General features: G+C 73.4%; 22 protein-coding genes. 14 read left to right on the plus strand and 8 right to left on the minus strand.

Annotated features, from left to right (window positions below):
* Nucleotides 1-35: 35 nt before the first annotated feature.
* The 5 genes from ACFPL3_RS23295 to ACFPL3_RS23315 are packed head-to-tail and all read left to right on the plus strand — an operon-like array spanning nt 36 to nt 3897.
* Nucleotides 36-1178, plus strand: coding sequence for an ABC transporter substrate-binding protein (locus tag ACFPL3_RS23295; protein WP_343946839.1), 1143 nt, complete (start codon nt 36-38; stop codon nt 1176-1178).
* The gene (locus ACFPL3_RS23300; protein WP_343946840.1) at nt 1163-1963 is read left to right on the plus strand and encodes an ABC transporter permease; all 801 of its coding nucleotides are present in this window, start codon (nt 1163-1165) and stop codon (nt 1961-1963) included. Before ACFPL3_RS23295 ends, ACFPL3_RS23300 begins: the two co-directional genes overlap by 16 nt.
* The gene (locus ACFPL3_RS23305) at nt 1960-2772 is read left to right on the plus strand and encodes an ABC transporter permease (protein ID WP_343946841.1); all 813 of its coding nucleotides are present in this window, start codon (nt 1960-1962) and stop codon (nt 2770-2772) included. Before ACFPL3_RS23300 ends, ACFPL3_RS23305 begins: the two co-directional genes overlap by 4 nt.
* Complete coding sequence (locus tag ACFPL3_RS23310; RefSeq protein WP_343946842.1) at nt 2769-3572, plus strand: ABC transporter ATP-binding protein; 804 nt, start codon at nt 2769-2771, stop codon at nt 3570-3572. Before ACFPL3_RS23305 ends, ACFPL3_RS23310 begins: the two co-directional genes overlap by 4 nt.
* Nucleotides 3550-3897: a hypothetical protein gene (locus tag ACFPL3_RS23315; RefSeq protein WP_343946843.1), complete on the plus strand. Its 348-nt coding sequence runs from the start codon at nt 3550-3552 to the stop codon at nt 3895-3897. The genes ACFPL3_RS23310 and ACFPL3_RS23315 overlap by 23 nt, the downstream gene beginning before the upstream one ends.
* Nucleotides 3898-3901: 4 nt before the next feature.
* Here the strand turns inward: ACFPL3_RS23315 and ACFPL3_RS23320 are convergent, their stop codons facing one another.
* Nucleotides 3902-4360, minus strand: a complete 459-nt coding sequence (locus ACFPL3_RS23320) for a VOC family protein (protein WP_343946844.1) — start codon at nt 4358-4360, stop codon at nt 3902-3904.
* A 50-nt stretch (nt 4361-4410) separates the two neighbouring features.
* On the opposite strand from ACFPL3_RS23320, the gene ACFPL3_RS23325 reads away from it, so the two are divergent.
* Nucleotides 4411-5997 carry a bifunctional AfsR/SARP family transcriptional regulator/alpha/beta hydrolase gene (locus ACFPL3_RS23325; protein ID WP_343946845.1) on the plus strand — a complete coding sequence of 529 codons (1587 nt, stop codon included), beginning with the start codon at nt 4411-4413 and terminating at the stop codon, nt 5995-5997.
* A 15-nt stretch (nt 5998-6012) separates the two neighbouring features.
* Here ACFPL3_RS23325 and msrA read toward each other — a convergent pair whose 3' ends face one another.
* The 6 genes from msrA to ACFPL3_RS23355 all read right to left on the minus strand — a co-directional run bounded on the left by msrA (nt 6013) and on the right by ACFPL3_RS23355 (nt 10781).
* Entirely contained in the window at nt 6013-6531 is a 519-nt protein-coding gene (gene msrA, locus ACFPL3_RS23330; RefSeq protein ID WP_343946846.1) for a peptide-methionine (S)-S-oxide reductase MsrA, read from the minus strand.
* A gap of 94 nt (nt 6532-6625) precedes the next feature.
* On the minus strand, nt 6626-7027 hold the full coding sequence (locus tag ACFPL3_RS23335; protein WP_343946847.1) for a hypothetical protein: 402 nt from the start codon (nt 7025-7027) through the stop codon (nt 6626-6628).
* 93 nt (nt 7028-7120) lie between these two features.
* Entirely contained in the window at nt 7121-7321 is a 201-nt protein-coding gene (locus tag ACFPL3_RS23340) for a hypothetical protein (RefSeq protein WP_343946848.1), read from the minus strand.
* Nucleotides 7321-7515 carry a hypothetical protein gene (locus ACFPL3_RS23345; RefSeq protein WP_343946849.1) on the minus strand — a complete coding sequence of 65 codons (195 nt, stop codon included), beginning with the start codon at nt 7513-7515 and terminating at the stop codon, nt 7321-7323. The genes ACFPL3_RS23340 and ACFPL3_RS23345 overlap by 1 nt, the downstream gene beginning before the upstream one ends.
* Before the next feature lie 195 nt (nt 7516-7710).
* On the minus strand, nt 7711-9882 hold the full coding sequence (locus ACFPL3_RS23350) for an LLM class flavin-dependent oxidoreductase (protein ID WP_379589643.1): 2172 nt from the start codon (nt 9880-9882) through the stop codon (nt 7711-7713).
* Nucleotides 9879-10781, minus strand: a complete 903-nt coding sequence (locus tag ACFPL3_RS23355) for an LLM class flavin-dependent oxidoreductase (protein ID WP_343943074.1) — start codon at nt 10779-10781, stop codon at nt 9879-9881. The genes ACFPL3_RS23350 and ACFPL3_RS23355 overlap by 4 nt, the downstream gene beginning before the upstream one ends.
* 215 nt (nt 10782-10996) lie before the next feature.
* On the opposite strand from ACFPL3_RS23355, the gene ACFPL3_RS23360 reads away from it, so the two are divergent.
* The 5 genes from ACFPL3_RS23360 to ACFPL3_RS23380 are packed head-to-tail and all read left to right on the plus strand — an operon-like array spanning nt 10997 to nt 16227.
* Complete coding sequence (locus ACFPL3_RS23360; protein WP_343943075.1) at nt 10997-11266, plus strand: hypothetical protein; 270 nt, start codon at nt 10997-10999, stop codon at nt 11264-11266.
* A gap of 35 nt (nt 11267-11301) precedes the next feature.
* Complete coding sequence (locus tag ACFPL3_RS23365) at nt 11302-12996, plus strand: UGSC family (seleno)protein (RefSeq protein ID WP_343943076.1); 1695 nt, start codon at nt 11302-11304, stop codon at nt 12994-12996.
* Nucleotides 12997-13034: 38 nt separating this feature from the next.
* Nucleotides 13035-14138 carry a type 2 periplasmic-binding domain-containing protein gene (locus ACFPL3_RS23370; protein ID WP_343943077.1) on the plus strand — a complete coding sequence of 368 codons (1104 nt, stop codon included), beginning with the start codon at nt 13035-13037 and terminating at the stop codon, nt 14136-14138.
* A gap of 36 nt (nt 14139-14174) precedes the next feature.
* Nucleotides 14175-15707: a tripartite tricarboxylate transporter permease gene (locus ACFPL3_RS23375; RefSeq protein ID WP_343943078.1), complete on the plus strand. Its 1533-nt coding sequence runs from the start codon at nt 14175-14177 to the stop codon at nt 15705-15707.
* Nucleotides 15700-16227, plus strand: coding sequence for a hypothetical protein (locus ACFPL3_RS23380; protein ID WP_343943079.1), 528 nt, complete (start codon nt 15700-15702; stop codon nt 16225-16227). Before ACFPL3_RS23375 ends, ACFPL3_RS23380 begins: the two co-directional genes overlap by 8 nt.
* A 46-nt stretch (nt 16228-16273) precedes the next feature.
* Here the strand turns inward: ACFPL3_RS23380 and ACFPL3_RS23385 are convergent, their stop codons facing one another.
* Nucleotides 16274-17206, minus strand: a complete 933-nt coding sequence (locus ACFPL3_RS23385) for an ABC transporter substrate-binding protein (protein WP_343943080.1) — start codon at nt 17204-17206, stop codon at nt 16274-16276.
* Between the two features lie 256 nt (nt 17207-17462).
* On the opposite strand from ACFPL3_RS23385, the gene ACFPL3_RS23390 reads away from it, so the two are divergent.
* From ACFPL3_RS23390 to ACFPL3_RS23400, 3 genes are read left to right on the plus strand one after another with little or no spacing between them, the layout of a single operon-like run.
* Nucleotides 17463-18788 carry a lysine N(6)-hydroxylase/L-ornithine N(5)-oxygenase family protein gene (locus tag ACFPL3_RS23390; RefSeq protein ID WP_343943081.1) on the plus strand — a complete coding sequence of 442 codons (1326 nt, stop codon included), beginning with the start codon at nt 17463-17465 and terminating at the stop codon, nt 18786-18788.
* Nucleotides 18789-20510 (plus strand): ABC transporter ATP-binding protein, encoded by a 1722-nt coding sequence (locus ACFPL3_RS23395; protein ID WP_379589644.1) that lies wholly within the window; start codon nt 18789-18791, stop codon nt 20508-20510.
* Nucleotides 20510-22276, plus strand: coding sequence for an ABC transporter ATP-binding protein (locus tag ACFPL3_RS23400; protein ID WP_343943084.1), 1767 nt, complete (start codon nt 20510-20512; stop codon nt 22274-22276). The genes ACFPL3_RS23395 and ACFPL3_RS23400 overlap by 1 nt, the downstream gene beginning before the upstream one ends.
* Nucleotides 22277-22279: the final 3 nt, after the last annotated feature.

Genomic DNA, 22279 nt, shown 5'->3' on the forward strand with positions numbered 1-22279 from the left:
CGGTCGGACCCGCCACCAGATCGGAGGGTTCGACGATGAACCTGGGCACGCGACTCGCCGCCGCACTCGCGGGCGGCCTCCTCGTGGCCCTCACCGCGGCGTGCGGCGGGGGATCCACGATCGACGACGATGCGAGCGGGGGTGGCAGCGCGCCGTCGCTGGTCACCGTCGACGCCGGCTACGTCTCCGCGGTCGACCAGATCGGGTTGCCGATCGCGCTGGAGACCGGGGCGTTCGAGGAGCAGGGGCTGGATGTGCGGCTCGCCCAGCCGTTCCCGACCGGGGTGGACTCGCTCAACGCACTGCAGGCGGGCGAGGTCGACTTCGTGCAGGTCGGCACGCCCGCGATCGGTGCTGCGCAGCGCGGGCTCGACCTGGTGCTGCTCGGGAACTACTCGGGTTCGGCCAGCCGGCGGGCGATCGACGACACGATGGCGGTGGTCGCGCGGCCCGGCTCGGGCATCAGCGGCGGCGACCTCACGACGCTGCGCGGCAAGCGGATCGGCGTCTCGGTCGGCTCGATCAACCACCTGTACCTGATCGGCCTGCTGCAGGAGCTGCAGATCCCGGTGGGCGAGGTGGAGGTCGTCAACACCGCGCCGCCGGACATGCCGGTCGCGTTGCAGACGAGCGGGATCGACGCCGGGATCGTGTGGGACCCGTGGCCGATCACGATCCGCGAGCAGGTGCCGGGGAGCGAGGAGGTCGTGCGCGGCGGCGGCTACATCCCCTACGTCGGCTACATCGTGGCGATGCGCGAGTTCGTGGAGCAGAATCCCGACGTGGTGACGCGGTTCCTCACCGCGCGCGCCGTGGCCGACAAGTGGATGCGCGACAACCCCGACGAGGCGGCGGAGGCGGCCACGCGGTGGCTGCCGGGCACCGAGCTGCCGGTGGCGCAGGAAGCGATGCAGTACAACGTGGCGCAGCTCGACCCGCGGTTCTCCGCCTGCAACTACGTGGCGCTCGACACCGTGGCGCAGATGCTGGCCGAGCAGGGCGTCACCCAGCCCGGGTTCACCGTGGGCGACCGGTTCGTTCCCGGTCCGATCACGTCCGTGGTGCAGCAGCGTCCCGAGCTGTTCGACGACCTCCCGCCGATCCCGGAGGCGGCCCGGGTGGACGACGGCTACACCTACGACCGCGACGCCGCGCTGGCGGCGTGCCCGGCGACGTGAGCACCCGCCGGGTGAACCGCACCCGGTCGGTGGTCTGGTTCCTCGCGCCGTTCGCCGCGCTGCTGGCCGTCTGGGCCGTGGTCGTGGCGGCCACCGGCGTCCCGATGCGCATCTTCCCGCAGGTGACGGACGTGGTGCGGGCGCTGGTCACGATGACGGCGAGCGGGGAGCTGTTCGCCCACGTCGGCGCGAGCCTGCGGCGGGTGCTGATCGGGGCCGTGCTCGCCGTGGTCACCGCGCTGCCGTTCGGCGTGGCGCTCGGCGCGAGCCCGCGGTTGTCGGCGTTCTTCGCGCCGCTGCTGCGGTTCTCGGTGGCGCTGGCCGGCATCGCGTGGATCCCGATCGCCACGCTGTGGCTCGGCTACGGCGACGGCGCGGTGATCTTCATCGTGTGGAACGCGATGTTCTTCGCGCTGGCGTACAACACGCTGCTCGGCGTGCGGCGCATCCCGGTCCCGCTGCTGCGCGCCGCGCGCAGCATGGGCACCGGCCGGGTGCGGATGTTCTGGGAGGTCCTGCTGCCGGGTGCGCTGCCGAGCGTGGTGACGGGCCTGCGGATCGGACTGGGGTACGGCTGGCGCGGCCTGGTGGCCGCGGAGATCATCGCCACCAGCGCGGGGCTCGGCTACGCCCTGTTCCTCGCCCAGAAGACGTTCTCGACCGACGTGATCATCGCCTCGATGGTGATCATCGGCGTGCTCTGGCTGGTGATGGACCGGCTGCTGCTCGCCCCGCTGGAACGGCGCACCGTGCAGCGCTGGGGCATGACGGCGGGTGTCTCGTGACCGCGCCGGGCGCGCCGGTGTGGCGGCGGCTGGCCCGCAGCGCGACCGCGCGGACACTCGGGCCGTTCGTGCCCGTGGTGGCGCTGTGGTGGCTGCTCGCGTGGCTGCAGATCTTCCCGCCCGCGTTCTTCGTGGGGCCCGACGTGGTGCTCGCCGAGCTGGGCGGCCTGCTGGAGCGCGGCATCCTGCCCGGCTACCTGTCCGACTCGCTCACCCGGCTCTGGTACGGCGTGCTGTTCGGGCTGCTGATCGGGTTGCCGCTGGGCTTCCTGGTGGGGATGTCGCCGCTCGCGCGCCGGCTGACCTGGCCGTTGCTGCTGTTCTTCCAGGCCGTCGCCGACATCGCGTGGCTGCCGATCGTCATCGTCTGGTTCGGCTTCAGCCTCACGGCCGTGACGTTCGTGATCGTCTACACGATCGTCTTCCCGCTCGTGCTCAGCATCGTGGCGGGCATCGAGCAGGTGCCGCCGGAGCTGGTGCGCGCCGCGCGCAGCATGGGGGCGAGCCCGTTGCGGGTGTTCGTCGAGGTGATCGTGCCGGGCTCGTTGCCGTCGGTGGCGAGCGGTGTGCGCACCGGGCTGGGCTACGGCTGGCGCGCGCTGGTCGCCGCCGAGATCATCGTCGGGACGAGCGGGATCGGGTTCATGATGTTCGACGCGCGCCGCGTCGGGGACGTCGCCGAGGTCTTCCTCGGGATGATCGTGCTGGGGATCCTCTGGTACGCGCTCGACGCGCTCATGCTCGCGCCCTTCGAACACGCCACCGTGGAACGATGGGGACTGGTCCGGCAGGAGGCAGCAGCCAGGTGAGAGCCCTGCAGATCGAGAACCTGCACAAGACGTACATCGACAGCTACAGCGCCGACGAGGTCGTGGCGATCGGCGACGTCTCGTTCGACGTGGCCGAGGGCGAGTTCGTGTCCGTGCTCGGCCCGAGCGGCTGCGGCAAGACCACGGTGCTCAACATCGTCGCGGGCTTCGTCGAGCAGACCAGCGGCAGTGTCACGGTGGCGGGCACGCCGGTGCGTGGCCCCGGGCCCGACCGTGGGGTGGTGTTCCAGAACCACGCGCTCTTCCCGTGGAAGACCGTGCTGGGCAACGTCACGTTCGGGCTGCGGATGCGCGGCGTCGCGAAGGCGGAACGGGAGGCGACGGCCGCGGAGTACCTGCGGCTCGTCGGCCTCACCGGGTTCGAGCACCGCTACCCGCACGAGCTGTCGGGCGGGATGCAGCAGCGGCTCGGGGTGGCCCGGGTGCTCGCCAACGAGCCCGCCGTGATGCTCATGGACGAGCCGTTCGCGAGCATCGACGCGCAGACCCGCCGCCGGCTGCAGGAGGACCTGACGCGGATCTTCCAGGAGCGGCGGCCCACGGTCTTCTTCGTGACCCACGACGTCGACGAGGCGGTGTTCCTCTCCGACCGCGTCGTGGTGCTCACCGGGCGGCCCAGCCGGGTGCACGAGGTCGTCGCGGTCGACCTGCCGCGCCCGCGGGACTGGCGCAGCACCGGGGAGCTGCCGCGCTTCCGCGAGCTCCGCAACCGGATCACCGACCTGCTCGCGGCGGACGACGAATCGGACGAGGCCCATGCCGTCGCCGACCCTGCGTAGAGCCCTGCGCAGCGCCCCGCTGCGGCGCATCGCGGTGGTCGTCGTGCTCGTGCTGCTCTACCAGGGCTGGCTCGGCGTCCAGGCCATCGGCAAGGCCGACCCCGGCGTGGGCGCGCACCCGGACGAGCGCGGCCGCTTCCCCGTGGACGTGGTGCTCGGGTTCCCGCCGGAGCGCTACCACGTGCTGGAACTGCAGAAACACGGCCGGGTCGCGGGCACCGACGGCAACGTCGTGCACCTGCGTTCCGTGTCGCGCGCCGGGGTGGACGCGCTCGCCCGGGAGTACTGGATCGACGCGCTGACCGTGCCCCGCAACGGGGGCTGACGGCTCACCCGACTGCCGCCACCGGGACCGGGTCGTGGAACCCCGCGAGCGACGGTTCGTGCACCCAGTCGACCTCGCCGGTCATACCGTCGGGGTCGGTGAACCAGAAGCTGATCTTCGGACCGAGGTCGGTGATCGCGCCGTCGCTGGCCCCACGTGCCACGAGCCGGGCGCGCAGCTCGTCGAACGCCGCCCGCGTGGGCACGTCGAGGGCGACGTGGTCGAGGTGGCCCCGGTCGAGCACGGCTGCGGACGCCCGGCCGTGGCGGCGGTCCGGGCGCTGCAGGGGGTGCAGCACGCTGACCCCGCCGACCCGGAGGATCGCGTGGCGGAAGTGCGGGTTGGTGCCGGTGAAGACCACCTCGGCGCCGAACACCCCCGTGTAGAAGGCGACGAAGCGGTCGAGGTCCTCGGTCATGATGGCCACGTGGTTGATGCCAGTGGTGAGCTGCGTGTTCGTCATGGCGCCGACGGTGCCCGGCCGCGGCTGTGGTTCGGCTGCGGACGGGTGCCGTGCTGAGCGTCGCCGTGCTGGGCCCGCTGCGAGTCGAGGGCCCCGGCGGGCGGGTCGGGGTGGGGGACCGCAAGACGCGCGAGGTGCTCACGCTGCTGGCGCTGGCGGCGCCGCGCCCGGTGTCGGTGCCCGCGCTGTCCGCGGTGCTCTGGGACGAGCCGCCCCGGTCAGCGGTGAAGACCGTGCAGGCGCACGTCTCCCGGGCGCGCACGGCGGTGGGCGGTGCCGTCAGCGGTGGCCCGGCGGGCTACGCGCTCGACCCCGCCCGGGTGGACCTGGACGTGGCGGCGGCCGGTGAGCTGCGCAGGCGGGCCCGGGTGGCGGCGCTCTCCGGTGACGACCACGGTGCCGCCGAGCTGCTGGGCCGGGCGCGGGAGCGGTGGCGCGGCGAGCCGGAGCTGCCGTCGACGTCGGCGGGGGAGGCCGAGCGGGCCCGGTGGGTGGAGGAACGGTTGCTGCTGGTCGAGGACCACGTCGCCGCCGTCGTGGCGGCGGGGGACGGGCGCGCGGTGCTCGGCGAGCTCGAGGCGCTCACTGCGGAGCACCCGCTGCGCGAGCGGCTGTGGGCGCTGCGGATGGAGGCCCTCTACCGCAGCGGCCGGCAGGCCGACGCCCTCGCGGCCTACCGGACCGTGCGGCGCGTGCTGCGCGACGAGTTGGGTCTGGAGCCGGGGCCCGCCCTGCGCGCGCTGGAGGCCGCTGTCCTCGCGCACGCGTTGCCGGAGCGCCCACCGGCCGCGCGGAGCGACCGTGTCGACCCGCTCCCGCTGACCGGGCCGCGGTACGCGGAGTCGGGCGGGGCGCACGTCGCCTACGCGGTGTTCGGCGCGGGCCCTGTCGACGTGCTCCTGCTGAACCCGACCTTCGTGCCGGTCGACGCCTACACCGAGGACCCGCACCTCGCCGCCGCCGTGCGCGGGCTGGCCGCGGGACGTCGGGTGATCGCGCTGGACCGGCGCGGCACGGGCCTGTCCGACCCGCTGTCGCCCTCGCTCGAGGCGTGGGTGGCCGACGCCGTGGCCGTGCTCGACGCCTGCGGGGCCGGGCGCGTGCACGTGCTCGCGAACGCCGACACCGCGCTGGTGGCGCTGCCGCTCGCAGCCGAGCACCCGGACCGGGTGGTCTCGGTGACGCTCGTCAACGGCTACGCGCGGCTGACCCGCACCGAGGACTACCCGCACGGCGAGCCGCCCTCGGTGGCCGACACCCTCGCCGAGATCCGGGCGACGGCGCACCGGCCGTCGGTGGACGTGCTGTCCTGGATCGCGCCGTCGGTGGCCGCCGATGCCCGGTTCCGGGCCTGGTGGGACGCGACGGGCAGGCGGGGCGCCAGCCCGGGGTCGGCGGCGGCCCTGCACCGGCTCCTCGTCGGCGCCGACGTGCGGCACGTGCTCCCGCGGGTGACGGCGCCGGTGCTGCTGATCTCGCGGACGGGGTGCGCGTCCCACGACCCCGGCCACGACGACTACCTGCTCACCCACCTGCCCACCGCCCGGGTGGTGACCTACCCGGACCCGGACGGGCCGTGGTTCCTGGGCGACACCGGCCGGGTGCTCGCGGAGTTCGCCGCGTTCACCCGGACCTGAGGTGCCGCCGCCCGCTCAGCCCTGGCCGGAGGTGGCCGCCCGGCGGGGGAGCACCCAGTCGGGCCGCACCCAGTGGCAGGTGTAGCCGTAGGGGTGCTTCTGGAGGTAGTCCTGGTGCTCCTCCTCGGCCTCCCAGAAGTCCCCGGCAGGCGCGACCTCCGTGACGACCTTGCCCGGCCAGAGGCCGGACGCCTCGACGTCGGCGATCGTGTCGCGGGCCTCGCGCTCCTGCTCGGGGCTCGTGTAGAAGATCGCCGAGCGGTAGCTGCGCCCGACGTCGTTGCCCTGGCGGTCCTTCGTGGTGGGGTCGTGGATCTGGAAGAAGAACTCCAGCAGCTCGCGGTAGGTGATGACGTCGGGGTCGTACACGATCTCGACGGCCTCGGCGTGGTCGCCGTGGTTGCGGTAGGTGGCGTTCGGGGTGTCGCCGCCGGAGTAGCCGACTCGCGTCGAGATGACACCGGGTCGGGCACGCAGGAGTTCCTGCGCACCCCAGAAGCAGCCGCCTGCCAGGATCGCGCGCTCGGTCGCCATCGTGATCGCCTCCTCGGGTCCACGCGGGGTGGGCACCCCGCCCCTGTGTCAACCAGGCACGGGGTGCCCACTGTTCCACGGGCCCGCCGGTGGGTCAGTCCCGGGCGAGCGCGATCTCCGAGGCGCCGCAGCGCGGGATGCCGGGCGCGAACCCGTCGACGCCGGTGCGCACGAAGGCGTCCGGCACGAACTTGTGCCCGGTCACCGAGGGGTCGCCTGCCGGGGCGGCCACGAGGTCCCAGACCTTGCTGCCGTAGGCGGTCTCCCCGCTCGTCTGGCACACGACCCGCACGACGTCGCCCTCGTTCACGAAGTTGTAGACGTAGGTGGCGTCCAGCTCGGGCCGATCCCGCCCGTCGAGGTCGGCGGTGGCGGTGTAGCCGCGCGCCTCGGGCGGGCGCTCCTTCGCGAAGGCCGGCGTGGCCACGGCCGACCCGATGCTGATGACCAGCAGAGAAACGGCCGCGGCACGGACGGCCACTCGCTTCGTCGACATGCTTCCCCCTCCGGTGGTGTTTCCGTCACGCCCAGGACGGAGCGGGGGCCGGATCGGGTTGCACGGCACCGGGCGGCCCGGCGCGAGCCCTCATCATCGCGCATCGCCTGCCCGTAGCCCTTCGATCAGGGCCGCGAGCACCCGTCTCGCGTCGGGCTGGGCGAACATGAGCACGATCTCCCCGCCGCGCGGGCCACCGTCGAACACGAGCGTCCACGACCCGGTGTCGACGGCCGGTGGACGCAACGCCACGTAGGTGGTCGCGTCGACCAACGCGGTGGCGCGTACGTGCATCACGACTCGCCCCGCGGCTCGTTCCACAGCTCCGGCCAGTGGCGCAAGTAATCGGCCGCCGTGCGGGCTGTCGTCGGCTCGGGGGACTCGACGGCTACTCCGTCGACGGTGCCGCAGACCATCCAGCCGCGATCGTCGACGACGATGGCGACGATGGAGCGCCGCTCGTACTCGGGGGGCCGTTCACCGGGCACCCGGCCCGACCTGCCTGGTGCCGTCGTCGCGGTGTGCGGCGAGGTGCTCGAACGGTGTGATCGAGATCGGTACGGTGCGCATCGGGTCCGTCTCCTGTTGCGGCAGGTGTGGATCAAGGCCCCGGCCAGGCGTTACCGCGCCCGGTCGGGGTCGCCTCATGCGACGGCAGCGGGACGAGTGACCGCACGCGCTGATCACCCTGCCGACGACGACGCCGCCGCCAGTTCACCCTCGTCCGCGACCGGCAGCACGACGTTGTCGCGGAACACGCCGTCGGGGTCGTAGCGGGCCTTGACCTCGCGCAACCTGCGCAGCGTGGCGGGCGGGTAGGCGTCGAGGAGCCGTTCTGGCCTGCGGTCGGTCTCGAAGCTCCAGTACAGCCCGCGGAAGTGTTCGGCCATCTCGTCCCAGGCGGCGTCGAGGCGGCGACGGTTGAACCCGAACGCGACCGCGGAGAAGTTGGCCGAGCGGTGTGCGTACGCGGTGGCCTCCGGTGCGACGTCGGCGACGGCGCCGCCCACCGAGCGGAACTGGAGGAAGTAGGTGGCCCCGCTGTGCAGGAAGTCCTCGGCGGCGCGGGCGAACGCGGGCGTGATGTGCTCCACCAGCGCCGATCGCGTGGCGGGCTCGCCCTGCCCGTGGTGCGGGCCCGGCTCGGGCGGGCTCACGATCCCCGCGTACGGGGTGAGCACCACCTGCTGGGCGAGCAGCGGGCCGATGCCGGCGAGCGGCTGCAGCCGGTCGACGATCGTGGCCGGGTCGTCCGAGTCGACGACGGCGAGGATCGTGGCCGTCGCGGGGCGGCCGCGGCGGGGCGGGCCGAGGATCAGGAACGCGGTCGTGTCGCGGGGCGCGGCCTCCACCACGGACCCGTAGGCGCGCAGCATCCCGGAGGTGTCGGACGCGTCCAGCGTGAGCTGGGCGTATCCGAGCGGCCCGACCTCGTCGGCGGTGAACTCGAACGACGTGACGATCCCCAGCGCCGATCCGGCGCCGCGCACGCCCCAGAACAGGTCCGGGTGGTGGTGGTCGTCGGCGCGGACGACGGAGCCGTCGGCAAGCACCACCTCGACGGCGCGGAGGTGGTCGATGGTGAGGCCGTGCTCGCGGGCGAGGTAGCCGATCCCGCCCGCGGTCGCGAGCCCGCCGACCCCGACGCCGCCGTAGTCGCCGGAGGAGATCGCCCAGCCGTGCGGGTGCAGCGCCTGCGCGACCTCGCCCCACCGGGCGCCCGGGCCGATCCGGACGCGGCGGGTGGCCGGGTCCAGCACCTCGATGCCGTTCAGCGCGCCCAGGTCGATGACGATCCCGCCGTCGTTCGTGGAGCGCCCGCTCACGCCGTGGCCGCCGCTGCGTACCCCGAGCGGGACGTCGTGGCGGCGCGCGTACCCGAGGGCGTCCACGACCTCCGCGGTGTCGCGGGGGCGCAGCACGAGCCCGGGCGAGCCGCCGCGCAGGTAGTTCGAGCGGACGCCCGCGTACCGCACGTCGCCCGGCTCGATCGCGGTGCCGGCCAGCGACGCGGGGATCGCGTCGTAGTCGATCCCGGGACGGCGGCGGGCGCGCACGGCGGCGCTGCGGATCGAGCCGGTCCGCACACCGGCGGCGGCCCGGGCCACCGCGACCCGGCCCCGGACGACGGGGGCGAGCGCCGCGAACTCGCGCACCGCATCGGCGTCGGCGCTGGCCAGCACGAACGTGGCGAACCCTTCTTCCCGGGCGAGCGCCTCCAGCCGGTCGGCGCCGGCCGGGCTGGTGAACGTCGCCACGCGGCGGATCTCCCGCGGGTCGCGTCCGGCGGCGCGCGCGGCCGCGTCGACCGCGGCGAGCCCCCGGCGCCGCGTCGCGGGGTCGAGCCCGTCGATGTCGGTGGACCACCCGTCGGCGACCCGCCCGGCGAGGTCCGGCGCACCGGCGCTGATCAGGATCGGCACGTCGTGCGCGGGCGCGGGGCCCCGCTGGGCGCCGGCGAGCCGCTGGTGGGTGCCGGCGTAGGTCAGGGGAGCGGGTTCGGCCACCCACAACGCGCGGAGGATCTCGATCGCCTCGTCGGCCCCGTCGGGGGCGAGGCCCAGCTCGAGGCGCCCGCCGGAGAGCAGGTCGAGGCTCGCGGCGGCGCGGGCGGCCACGGCGGCCGGGCGGCGCACCAGTTCGAGCCCGTCGGCCACCAGGTGGATCTCCCCGGTGGCCCCGGCGATCCAGGACAGCAGGGTCCAGGCGTCGAGCGCGTCGGGGTCGTCGGGCACGACGACGAGGTCGAGCCCCAGCTCGTCGGCCAGCCGGGCCAGCGCGACGGCCGTCGCCGGGTCATCCGGCGGAACGGCCACGCCGAACCGCAGGGGGTGGCCGTGGTCGGTGGTGGTCATCGGGCGCGCTCCGCCGCGACCAGCTCGCGCACCGCGGGGGCGACCTCCTGCCCGAAGGTCGCGATCGCCTCCGGGTCGTCGCTCGCGAAGATGAAGTCGCCCACGCCGAACTCGAGGGCGAGGCCGGCGAGCTGCTCGGACCACTCCTGCGGCGGGCCGCTGAGCAGCTGCTCGCCGCCCGTCCCGCTGCGGAACTGCCCGCCGACGTTGAGCTGGCGCCGGATCGCGCGCGGGTCGCGCCCGGCCGCGACCGCGGCCTCGTCGATCACCGCGTTGCCGTCGGCGAGGGCCTGCACCGAGGGCAGGTAGGCCAGCGACGGCAGCCAGCCGTCGGCCTTGCGGCCGATCAACCGCAGCATGCGGGGCTTGTAGGCGCCGAGGTGGATGCCGATCGGGTGGGCGGGCGCGGGACCCCGTTTGGCCCCGTCCACCCGGTAGTAGCGGCCCTCGATCCGCAGGGGCTCGCGGTTGCCCGCGTCCCAGATGCCCCGGATGACGGCGATGGCCTCCTCCAGGGCGTCGACGGCCTCCCCGGGCGAGAGCCGCCGCCCGCCCATCGCCTCGATGGCGTCCCAGAACCCGCCCGCGCCGAGGCCGAGCTCGAACCGGCCGCCGCTGAGCAGGTCGAGGCTCGCGGCGGCGCGCGCCAGTACGGCCGGTGGGCGCAGGGGTAGGTTGATCACGTTGCCCGACAGCGTGATCCGCTCGGTGCGCGCGGCGGCGTAGCTGAGCAGCGTCCAGGTGTCGAGGTAGCGGGACTGGTAGGGGTGGTCCTGGAACGTCGCGAGGTCGAGGCCGGCCGCCTCCGCGGTGCGGGTCAGGTCGACCACCTGCTGCGGTGCCGCGTTGGCCGGGGTGATGAACGACCCGAACCTCAGGTCGTGCCCGTAGTCGGTCATGGTTCTCTCATCCTAGATGTGCTGTAGTGCAGACGATCTGGAGAACAGCACATGCGGGCCGGACATTCCGTCGCGCCGGGGACGAGACAAAGGAAGGCCGCGGTCGCGACGGACGACGGTTGTCCTGGGCCGCGTCCCGCCAAGAGACTCAGCCAATGAGCCTCTGACCCTCGCCGCTCGTCGGCGCCGGGTCCCGCGGGAAGGGGGTACGGGCCATGGAAGACCAGCACGCCGATGTTCCCGGCGAGGTCCGCCGGGCGGTGGACCCGATCGCGTTGATCGTGCGGCGCGACGGCGGATCGCTCGACGTCGAGAGCTTCGACCCGGCGTCCGGGGAGCTGGTGGTCGCGTTCCGGCAGGCCGCCGACGACGAGTGCACCACCTGCACGATCGACGAGCCGATGGTGCGGGCCTTCCTGGAGGAGGCGGTCCGGTCCCACGGGGTCGAGCTGACCGCGCTCCACATCCAGTCCCCCGCGGGCTGAGCCTGCTCCCCCCGACGTCGAGGAGATCGGTGGCCATGACCGGATCGCACCGCTGGGACGTGCTGAACCCGACCGCGGACCGCTACGGGACGGAGGTCGCCGGGCTGGCGCCGCGCCCGTCCGGCCTCGCCGGGCAGACGGTGGGGCTGCTGTGGAACGGCAAACCCAACGGGGACGTGGCGCTGCGGGCGCTGGGTGCGGCGCTGGAGGAGCGGTACGCGGGGCTGAGCACGAGGTTCTACAGCGGCTCGATCCCGTGTGACCGTGCGCTGCTCGATCAGGTGGCCACCGAGTGCACCGTGGTGGTGGGGTGCACCGCGGACTGCGGGTCGTGCAGCTCGTGGATGACCCACGACGTGATCGCGCTGGAGCGCGCGGGCGTGCCCGGGGTGATCGTCGTGTCGAAGGGGTTCGAGGAGGACGTCGAGGCGAGCGCCCGGGCCTTCGCGCTGCCCGACGTGCAGCGCGTGGTGGTGCCGTGGGTCTACAACAACGCCACGCAGGAAGTGTCGGTCGCGCAGACGCTGGACGTGCTGCCCGGTGTGGTCGGCTGCCTGGAGGGCAGGCCCCGGGCGGCGGACGGCCCGGCGGCGGGGGACGCGGCCCCCGCGCTGATCGGCGTGGAGGGCGGCACCCCGGAGGAGCTGTTCGCGGAGTTCAACCGCTACTTCACCGAGCGCGACTGGGGTGACGGGTACCCGCTGCTGCCGCCCACGCCCGGCGCGGTGGAGGCCCTGCTGCACGGCATCCCCGACGCCGACGAGGTGCTCTACACCCTCCCGCCCGGCAACGGGCAGGTGACGCCGCGCAAGATCGCGGTGGCGTGCGCCATGGCGGGGGCCACCGCGCAGGAGATGGCCGTGGTCGAGGCCGTGCTGCGGGCCTTCAACGACCCGCAGCAGCAGGTGCGGCTGCGCACCGTGCTCATGTCGACGAGCGCGCACGCGCCGTTCGTGCTGGTGAACGGGCCCGCCACGCGCACGCTCGGGATCAACGGCGGGCGCGCGTGCATCGGGCCCGGCGCCCAGAACCAGGTGAACCTGCGGATCGGGCGCGCCGTGACGCTCGCGCTGAAGAACCTGGGCGCCTGGTACCCGGGCGTGCTGGACATGGACACGATCGGCTCGGTCCGCAAGAACGTGGTGGTGGTCAGCGAGAACGTCGACGAGAGCCCGTGGACGCCGTTCCACGTCGACGCGGGCCACGGGGCCGACGAGAACACCGTCACCCTGTTCGTCACGCTCGGCGAGACCGACGTCGGGTTCCAGGGCCACCTCGACGCCCACCAGCTCGCGCGGTCCATCAGCGCGTTCGACGCGGTGCAGGGCGGCTACTTCTCCGGGCTGTTCGGCGGGGAGAAGGCCAAGGAGTCCCCGAGCGGCAGGCTGCTGCTCCTCGCGCCGCCGCACGCGCACGCCCTGGCCGAGGGCGGCATCGACAAGGAGCGGTTCCGGGACCTGCTGTTCGAGCACGGCCACCTGCCGATGACCAGGGTCCTCGAGCAGTGGCGCAAGTTGCACCTGGACGGGAAGACGTTCCCGGAGTGGGACTGGGCGTTCGCGCTCACCGAGGACGAGCAGCGGGGCCGGACCCTGCCGGTCGTGCGGGGCCGGGACCAGTACGTGGTGGCGGTGTGCGGGTCCACCCGCGGCAAGGACGTGTTCATGCCGACCGCGCTGCCGCCGGTGACGGCGGCCCTGAGGGCGGACTGGCTCGACCGCAGCAGCTGATCGGCTCCACCGGAGCCGGCGACGCGAGGAGGACAACGGTGTCCCATCGGAAGACGAGCGCCTGGGCGGCCATGGCCGCCGCGGCATCCCTGCTCCTGGCCGGGTGCGGGGTGACCAACACCGGGGCCACGGGCGGGAGCACGGACGGGCCCTTCTACGCGGGCCGGCAGATCACCCTCATCGTCCCGTTCGACGCGGGCGGGGCGTCCGACACCTACAGCCGCATGCTCGCGGGCCACCTGTCGAAGCACCTCGAGGGCAACCCGACGATCATCGTCGAGAACGTGCCCGGCGGTGCGCAGAAGGACGGCATGAACCGCTTCGAGCGGTCCGAGCACAACGGCCTGAACCTGGTGATGGGCTCGGGCAGCCTGGTCTCGGCCACCAAGTTCGACCGGGAGGGGATCCAGTTCGACCTGGCCGCGTACGAGCCGCTGGTGGCGTTCGGCGGCACGATGGTGATCTTCGGCAGCACGCAGGCGGGCGTCACCTCCGTCGAGTCGCTGCGGAACTCGGCCAACCCGATCTTCTACGGCGGTCTGGAGCTCAACGCCTCCGAGGCCGTGCGCACGTTCGCGCTGGAGGAGATGGGCCTGGCCAACTTCGAGCCGCTGATGGGCTACGACGGCGGTGGCGCGGTCACGGCCGCCGTGCTGCGCGGGGAGCTCAGCATCGGCAACTCGACGTCGTCGCACTACATCGAGAACGTGAAGCAACTCGAGGACGAGGGCTCGGTCGTACCCCTGATGACGCAGGGCTACGTGGAGGGCGACGAGATCGTGCGCGATCCCGCCTTCCCGGACCTCCCGACGATGCCGGAGGTCTACACGACGCTCACCGGCCGCACGCCGGAGGGGATCGGCTGGGACACCTACCGGGCGCTCACGGCCGCGCAGACCAACCTGCTGCGGACCTACTGGGTGCACGGCGACGCACCGGAGGAGGCGCGGGTCGCGCTGCGCGCGGCGGTCGAGGAGCTCGTGCGCGACGAGGCGTTCACCGCCGACGCGAAGAAGCTCCTGCACGTCGATTCGCCGCCGCAGACCGGGGCCGAGGTCGAGGCCACCATCGGGCAGATCCTCGATCTGGACGCGCGGTCGGTGACCTGGCTGGAGGAGTACATGGCCCGCGTCCGCGCCTGAGCCCGCACGTCCCCCGACCGAACGGACCGATCACCGGTGCTCGCATCCGCGCTCGAGGCGCTGCAGATCCTGCTCAGCCCCCACCACCTCGTCTGGCTGTTCCTCGGTGTCGGCATCGGCCTGGTCCTGGGACTCGTCCCGGGGCTGGGCGGGCTGACCGGCATGGCGGTGCTGCTCCCGCTGATCGTCGGCCTCGAACCGGCGAGCGGCATCGCCATGCTGATCGGCCTCAACGCCGCCACGACGATCGGCGACACCTTCCCGTCGGTGCTCATGGGCGTGCCCGGCACCGCGGCGTCGCAGGCCACCGTCGTCGACGGCTATCCGATGGCCCGCAAGGGCCTGGGCAACGTCGCCCTCGGCGCGGCCTTCACCTCGAACATGCTCGGCGGGTTCATCGGCGCGGTCGTCCTGCTCGGGCTGATCCCGCTCGCGCGCCCGATCATCGTCGGCATGGGCTCGCCCCAGCTGTTCATGCTGACGCTGCTGGGCTTCAGCCTCGTGGGGGTGCTCGCCAGGGGAGCGGTCGGCCCGGCGTTCATGTCGGGCCTGCTCGGGATGCTGCTCGCCACCATCGGCAGCGCGTCGATGACCGGCGACTACCGGTTCGTCGGCGGGATCTTCTACCTCTACGACGGCCTCGACCTGTCCATCCTGGCTATCGGGCTCTTCGCGATCCCGTCGATCCTGTCGCTGCTCACCCAGGACCAGGCCGTGGCGCCCATGCTGGCCCACCAGCGCGGCGGCGTGCTGCGCGGGGCCCGGGCCGCCCTGCGTCACCCGCGGGTGCTCGTCGGCAACTCGTTGCTGGGCAGCGCGCTGGGCATCGTCCCCGGGATCGGCGGCAGCGTGATCGACTGGATCACCTACGGGGCCACGAAGCAGGCGGTGCGCAAGGACCGCGACCAGTTCGGCAAGGGCGACATCCGCGGGGTCATGGCCCCCGAGGCCGCCAACAACGCCAAGGACGGCGGCGTGCTCGTGCCGACCCTGATGTTCGGCATCCCCGGCAGCGCGACGGCGGCGATCCTCTTGGGCGGCTTCGCGACGATGGGGATCTCCACCGGTCCGAGCATGCTCGCGCCGGAGAACCTGTACCTGATCTTCGTGATCATCTGGACGTTGGTGCTCGCCAACGCCATCGGGGCCATGTCGAGTGCCGCGCTCGCGGGCACCCTGAGCCGGATCAGCCTTCTCAAGCCGTACACGTACGGGCCGTTCCTGCTGGTGATCATGGTGATCGCCGGGTACCAGGCCGGGGTCCGGTGGGGTGACGTGGTGGCCGTCGTCCTCATCGGCCTGCTCGCCTGGCTGATGCAGGCGCTCAAGTGGCCCCGACCGCCGCTGCTCATCGGGTTCGTCCTGGGGACCGGCGCGGAGAACTACCTGTGGATCTCGGTGGGCCGGTACGGGTGGGGCTGGCTGACCGACCCGTCGGTGCTCCTCATCGGCGCCCTCGTCCTCGTCACGCTGATCGCGGGGTTCACCGACGTCTTCGGCCGGCTGCTCGGGAGGTTCACGGGCGAGCGGGCGGCGACCGGACCGACCGAGGAGGCGACCCGTGGGTGACCTGAGCGTGGTGCGGATCTGGGCCGACGGGGTGGTCCTCGCGGTCTTCGTGGTGGCGGCGGTGGTCTCGCTGCAGGCCGTCGCGAGCCCGACGTACTGGTTCCCCGCCTTCATCACGGTCAGCGGCACGCTGGCCGCGGGGTACAACCTCGTGGCCGACGTCCTGCGCGTGCGCTCCGGCCGGTCGCTCACCGACGGGGAGATCCTCGACATCGGTGCGTCGGTGGCCGACGGGCGCGCCGACGATCCCGGCGTCACGGGCCCCGGCGACGAGGACCCCGGTGTGCGGCGCCGGGTGTTCGCGCTCACCGCGTGGCTGGTGGCGCTGCCGCTGCTCGCGCTGGTGATCCCGTTCTTCTACGCCTCGCTGATCTGGCTGGTGGCCCTGCTGCGGGTGCAGGCGAAGCAGCGGTGGCGCACGGTGCTGGTGTCCGTGGCCGTGTTCGCCGTGGTGCTCAACCTGCTCATCGTGCTGCTGGCGATGAAGATGCCCCCGGCGGTGCTCACCGGGCTCGGGTAGCCCCACCGCGCGTGCTGCGCCGGGTGGGGCCACCCGAGCCCGCGGATCAGGCGTTCGACAGGTCGGCGATCGGCCGGCCGTTGACCGCGTTCGACAGCTGCGGCACCAGCTGGTCGAGCGCGTACAGCAGCGCCTCCGGGCCGCTGTAGGACAGCGCCCCGCCCAGGTTGGAGTCGAACGTGGTGTAGAGCGTGCGGTCCTGGCGCACGACGTCCAGCCCGGCGAACACCGGGGACTGCATCATCTGCTCCTTGGTGGCGCCGTTGACGAACAGGATGTCGCGGTCGAGCAGCGACACGTTCTCCTCGCTGACGTCGCCGACGGCGTCCTGGGCCTCGAAGCCGAGCGCGTCGAACAGGGCGCGCCGGGGATCGCCCCCGCCGATGAGGTAGTGCCCGCCGTTCTCCGGGCCGAAGTCCTCCACCAGCACCTTGCCCGCGAAGCCCGGGTTGGCGGCCTTGGCCTCCTCGATCCGGGCGTTCACCTGGTCGGCGAGGGCCTGCGCCTCGGCCTCCTTGCCCAGCGCACGGCCGGTGAGCAGGAGCTGGACGTCCCAGGGGGTCTCCTCGTCCGGGTAGTCGCCGGGCTGGACGACCGTGGGCGCGATCTGGGAGAGCCGGTCGTAGGTGGCCTGGTCGATCGTCTCGTAGATCGCGAAGATCACATCGGGTCGTGCGGCGGCGATGTCCTCGTATTGGATGCCCTCGCCGCTGAGGGTTTCGACACCCTTCCCGCCGGTGGCTTCCTGCACCCAGGGGTAGTTGTCGTAGTTGTCGAACCAGGCTCGCGTGACGATCGGGACCACGCCGAGTGCGAGCACGAAATCCTGGTCGTTCCAGCCGACGGTGACGACCCGTTCGGGGTTCACCGGCACCCTGGACTCGCCGAACTTGTGCGCGATCGGGACCGTGGGATCCGAATTGCCGGCGTCGGTGGCGGCGCTGCCGCAACCGGCGACCATCGCGAACGCGAGCAGCAAAGCGACGAATGTCGCGCCCGTTCGCCGGAACTGGCGCCGGACCATCCCGCGGTCCTGTCCGGAGAGACCTCTGTGGGTCGGTTGCATGAACACCCCTCGGAGAAGTTAGCTGAGGCTAGCATTAGCTGCTGGCGTGAGGTAGGGAGTCTGTAGTCCCTCCGACCAGCGCGGGGGAAGCGATCGTGACGTGGATCAAGCGGCGTTGACGAGGCGCCTGGTTAGGCTAGGCTACGCTCAGCTCGGGGGAAAGGTGATCATGTCGCTCGTCATGTCCGAGGAGGCGCTGCCTCCGGGGATCGCGCAGGAGCACGGCGAGGGCGATGAGCCCTTGGACCTGGTGGGAATCGGTTTCGGGCCGTCCAACCTCGGACTCGCCATCGCGATCGAGGAGCACAACGCGGTGAGCGAGCGGCCCGTCCGGGCCGAGTTCGTGGAGGTCAAAGAGCAGTTCGGGTGGCACACCGGGATGCTTCTCCCCGGCACCACCATGCAGATATCGTTCCTCAAAGACCTGGCCACGCAGCGCAATGCGCGCAGCCGCTACAGCTTCGTGAACTACCTGTCCGAGCGCAACCGGCTCGTCGACTTCATCAACCACCAGACGTTCTTCCCCACCCGGCTCGAGTTCCACGACTACCTCTCGTGGGCCGCGGAATCGGTGTCGGCGCGGGTGCGGTACGGCACCAGGGCCGTGGCGGTGCGCGACGCGGGTGGCCGGTTCGAGGTCGACGTCGAGGGCCCGGGCGGCGCGGTCTCCCTGCCCGCCCGCAACGTCGTCCTCGCGGGCGGCCTCACGCCGCGGCTGCCGGACGGGATCGAACCCTCGGTGCGGCAGTTCCACAACCACCGGTTGCTCGAACACATCGACGAGCTGCCCGACCTGCGCCACCAGCGGTTCGTGGTGGTCGGCGCGGGCCAGAGCGCCGCGGAGGTCACGGAGTACCTGCACGACCGCTTCGGCGCCGCCCGGGTCCACGGGGTGTTCGCCCGCTACGGCTACAGCCCGGCCGACGACAGCCCGTACGCCAACCGGGTCTTCGACCCCGCGGCCGTCGACGACTTCTACGCCGCCGAGCCCGGCGTGCGCAGGCAGCTGCTCGAGTACCACCGGTCCACCAACTACTCGTGCGTGGACCTGTCCCTCATCGAGAGCCTCTACCGCCGTGAGTACGCCGAGCGCGTCTCCGGCGAGCGGCGCCTCTTCGTGCACGGCGCGTCGAGCGTGAGCGACGTGCAGGAGCACGCCGACGGCGTGCGGGTGGAGGTGCTCCACCACCCCACGGGGCGGGTCGAGGCGCTCGACTGCGACGCCGTCGTGTACGCCACCGGCTTCGACCCGATGCCGCTGCAGGGCATCCTCGGGCAGCTCTGCGAGCCGCAGGTGCTGGCGGGCGAGCCGCAGGTCACGCGCGACTACCGCCTGCAGGTGCCCCAGCGGCTCCCGGGCAGCATCTACCTGCAGGGCGGCACCGAGCACACCCACGGCCTCACGTCCTCGCTGCTGTCGAACATCGCGGTGCGCTCCGCCGAGATCCTGCGGTCGATCACCGAGTCGCTGCGGGCCGCCCGGGACCGCGGGTAGATGTCCCAGCGGACGACGGGCTCGCGGGTCCTGCTCGACGGGATCCGCCGCAACCGCGGCTGGCTCACGGCGGGCTCGGCCATGTACGGCGGCCACCAGATCTGCGAGGCGCTGGTCCCGGTGGTGATCGGCGTGATCATCGACCGCGCGGTGGCCACCGGCGACACCGGGGCGCTGGTGCTGTGGGTGGGCGTGCTGGCCGCGCTGTTCGTGGTGCTCTCGCTCATGTGGCGGTTCGGCGCCCGGCTGCTCACGTACGCGGAGGCGGGCGAGGGCTACACCCTGCGCGTCGAGGTGGCCGGGAAGATCCTGCAACCGCGGGGCGTCCGCACCGACCTGCGGTCCGGGGAGCTGCTCACGATCTCCAGCAGCGACGCCGACAACGCGTCCTACCTGCTGGACTACATCCCCCGCATCGTCGCATCGGTCACCGCCACGGCGGTCTGCGCCGTCACCCTGCTGCTGATCAACGTGCCGCTCGGGCTCGCCGTGGTGCTCGGCACCCCGCTCGTGCTGCTCGTCCTGCACCTGGGCACCCCGCTCATCACGCGCCGGATCCAGCACCAGCAGGAGACCGCGGGGGAGGCCGCCTCGGTGGCCACCGACCTCGTCTCGGGGCTGCGCCCGCTGCGCGGCATCGGCGCGCAGGACGCGGCCGCGCAGCGCTACCGCGCCGTCAGCAGGCGCTCGCTGCGGGCCACCCTGCGCGCGGCGCGCACCCAGCGCGGCTTCGAGGGGATCTCGGCCACCGTCAGCAACCTGCTGGCCGCGGGCATCGCCATCGCGGCGGGCGTGCTGGCGCTCGACGGAGCGCTCAGCATCGGGCAGTTCGTCACGGTGATCGGGCTCGCCCAGTTCCTCGTGGAGCCGCTCGTCCAGCTCACGGTGGTGCCGAGCTGGGTGGCGGAGGCGCGGGCGTCGGCCAACCGCGTCGCGCTGGTGCTGTCGGCGCCGCCGCTCGTGCCGGAGGGGCAGCGCGGCCTCGACCCGCCACCGCACGGCCTCGAGATCACCGGCCTGCGCCGCGGCGGCATCGACGGCCTCGACCTCGCGGTGGCCCCCGGCGAGCTCGTCGGCGTCGTCGCGCCGCGCGCCGCCGACGCGGAGGCGCTCGTCGAGGTGCTGTCGGGCCGGGTCGCGCCGGACGACTACGGCGGCTCGATCGCGATCGGCGGCACCGACCTGGCCGCGGCCGAGCACCGCGCCGCCCGGGCGGCGCTGCTGGTCGAGCCGCACCACACCGACATCTTCACCGGCACCCTGCTGTCGAACATCACGGCGAGCACGGACGGCGTCGGCGAATCCGAGCTGGATCCCGACCTGGACGCCGTGCTGCGCGCGTCCGCCGCGCACGACGTCGTCGACGTGCACGCGGGCGGCCTGCACACGGAGGTCACCGAGCGGGGCGCGAGCCTGTCCGGCGGCCAGCGGCAGCGGGTGGCGCTGGCCCGGGCGCTGCACGCCCGGCCGCCGGTGCTGGTGCTGCACGACCCCACCACCGCCGTCGACCCGGTCACCGAGCACACGATCGCGCGGGGGCTGGCGGCGCTGCGCCACGGGCCCGGGCACACCTTCACCACGGTGCTGGTGACGTGCAGCCCGATCCTGCTCGCCACCACCGACCGGGTGGTCGTGGTGGACGGGGGCGTGGTGCGCACCAGCGGCACCCACGCCGAGCTGGCCGACCGCGACGCCGGGTACCGGAAGGCGGTGCTGCGCTGATGGCCGACCTCCTCCCCGTCGCCGGCCCGCGCGAGTCCTGGGCGTGGCTGTTCGGCGAGCTGCGCGCGCACCTGCCGCTGGCGGCGGTCACGGTGGGCGTGGGGCTCGTCGCGGCGGCCGCCACCGTGCTGCCCGCCTACGTCTTCGGCGAGATGGTGGACCGGGTCACCGGCCACGACTCGGCGTCGCTGCTCACCATCGCGATCGTGCTGGTGGTGGCCGCCGTCGTCGGCGGCGTCAGCTCCGGGGCGGCCACCTACCTCACGAGCAGGCTGGGCGAGACGGTGCTGGCCACGCTGCGCGAACGGGTCGTGGGGCGGGCGCTCACCCTGCCGAACGCGGTGGTCGAGAAGGCGGGCAAGGGCGATCTGCTCTCGCGCATCGGCGACGACGTCAACACGATCGGCCGCGCCGTCACCGACGTGCTGCCCAAGGTGATCTCGTCGCTGCTGGTGGCCGTGCTCGGGCTCGTCGCGATGACGGGCCTCGACTGGCGGCTCGGGCTCGCCGGCCTGGCCGCGGTGCCGCTGTACGTCACGGGCCTGCGGTGGTACCTGCCGCGGTCGGCACCGATGTACGCCGACCAGCGCACGGCGGTGGCGGCCCGGTCGCAGGCCCTGATGGAGAGCATGCTCGGGGCGCGCACCGTGCACGCCTACGGGCTGGAGCAGCGCCACCTCGCCGAGATCGACGCCGCCGCGGGCCGCGCGCGGGACCTGTCCATCGGGATCGTCACGCTGTTCACGCGGTTCGTGGGCCGCACCAACCGGGCCGAGTTCGTCGGCCTCGCGGTGATCCTCGTGGCCGGGTTCCTGCTGGTCCGCCAGGGAGCGGTCACCGTCGGGGCGGCCACGGCGGCCGCGCTGCTGTTCCACCGCCTCTTCGACCCGGTCGGCACGGTGCTGCACAGCTTCGACGAGGTGCAGTCGGCGGGCGCGGGCCTCGCTCGGCTCGTGGGCGTGCTGCGCATCCCCGAGGAGTCGACGGCCCGCCTGGTGGCCGCCCGCGCGCCCGCGGACTCCTCGCTGGAACTCGCCGGGATCGAGTACGGCTACGAGCCCGGGGTGCCGGTGGTCCACGGTGTGAGCCTGCGGATCGAGGCGGGGGAGCGGGTGGCCCTCGTCGGCTCCACCGGCGCCGGGAAGACCACGCTCGCGGCGATCGCGGCCGGGCTGCTGGTGCCCTCCGCGGGGTCCGTGCGGCTGGGCGGGGTGCCCCTGCGCGACCTCACCCCGCAGCAGGTGCGCCGGCACGTGGCGATCGTCAGCCAGGAGGTGCACGTGTTCGCCGGTGCGCTGGCCGACGACGTCCGGCTGGCCCGGCCGGAGGCGTCGGCCGACGAGGTGCGCGCCGCGCTGGCGTGCGTCGGCGCCCTCGAGTGGGTCGACGCGCTGCCCGAGGGCATCGACACCCGGGTGGGGGAGGGCGGGCACGCCCTCACCGCGGCGCAGGCCCAGCAGCTCGCGCTGGCGCGGCTGGTGCTGTGCGACCCGGCGGTGGCGATCCTCGACGAGGCCACCGCGGAGGCGGGCAGCCTCGGCGCCCGCGGGCTGGAGGAGGCGGCCGCCGCCGCCACGGCCGGGCGCACCACGCTCGTCGTCGCCCACCGCCTCACCCAGGCCGCCGCCGCCGATCGCGTGGTGGTGCTCGAGCACGGGCGCGTGGTGGAGAGCGGCACCCACTCCGACCTGATCGCGGCCGGCGGCCGCTACGCCGAGCTGTGGGGCGCGTGGCGGTCGCGGGCCACGGCCGCCGCCGAATCCTGACGT

Source organism: Pseudonocardia zijingensis, assembly GCF_042657305.1.
Classification (GTDB): domain Bacteria; phylum Actinomycetota; class Actinomycetes; order Mycobacteriales; family Pseudonocardiaceae; genus Pseudonocardia; species Pseudonocardia zijingensis.

Excerpts from the sequence above, each read along its gene's own strand:
- ACFPL3_RS23295 (WP_343946839.1), top strand. The coding sequence starts at position 36 with ATGAACCTGGGCACGCGACTCGCCGCCGCACTCGCGGGCGGCCTCCTC.
- ACFPL3_RS23315 (WP_343946843.1), top strand. The coding sequence starts at position 3,550 with ATGCCGTCGCCGACCCTGCGTAGAGCCCTGCGCAGCGCCCCGCTGCGG.
- ACFPL3_RS23320 (WP_343946844.1), bottom strand. The coding sequence starts at position 4,360 with ATGACGAACACGCAGCTCACCACTGGCATCAACCACGTGGCCATCATG.
- msrA (WP_343946846.1), bottom strand. The coding sequence starts at position 6,531 with ATGGCGACCGAGCGCGCGATCCTGGCAGGCGGCTGCTTCTGGGGTGCG.
- ACFPL3_RS23335 (WP_343946847.1), bottom strand. The coding sequence starts at position 7,027 with ATGTCGACGAAGCGAGTGGCCGTCCGTGCCGCGGCCGTTTCTCTGCTG.
- ACFPL3_RS23340 (WP_343946848.1), bottom strand. The coding sequence starts at position 7,321 with ATGCACGTACGCGCCACCGCGTTGGTCGACGCGACCACCTACGTGGCG.
- ACFPL3_RS23350 (WP_379589643.1), bottom strand. The coding sequence starts at position 9,882 with ATGACCACCACCGACCACGGCCACCCCCTGCGGTTCGGCGTGGCCGTT.
- ACFPL3_RS23355 (WP_343943074.1), bottom strand. The coding sequence starts at position 10,781 with ATGACCGACTACGGGCACGACCTGAGGTTCGGGTCGTTCATCACCCCG.
- ACFPL3_RS23360 (WP_343943075.1), top strand. The coding sequence starts at position 10,997 with ATGGAAGACCAGCACGCCGATGTTCCCGGCGAGGTCCGCCGGGCGGTG.
- ACFPL3_RS23365 (WP_343943076.1), top strand. The coding sequence starts at position 11,302 with ATGACCGGATCGCACCGCTGGGACGTGCTGAACCCGACCGCGGACCGC.
- ACFPL3_RS23390 (WP_343943081.1), top strand. The coding sequence starts at position 17,463 with ATGTCGCTCGTCATGTCCGAGGAGGCGCTGCCTCCGGGGATCGCGCAG.
- ACFPL3_RS23395 (WP_379589644.1), top strand. The coding sequence starts at position 18,789 with ATGTCCCAGCGGACGACGGGCTCGCGGGTCCTGCTCGACGGGATCCGC.
- ACFPL3_RS23400 (WP_343943084.1), top strand. The coding sequence starts at position 20,510 with ATGGCCGACCTCCTCCCCGTCGCCGGCCCGCGCGAGTCCTGGGCGTGG.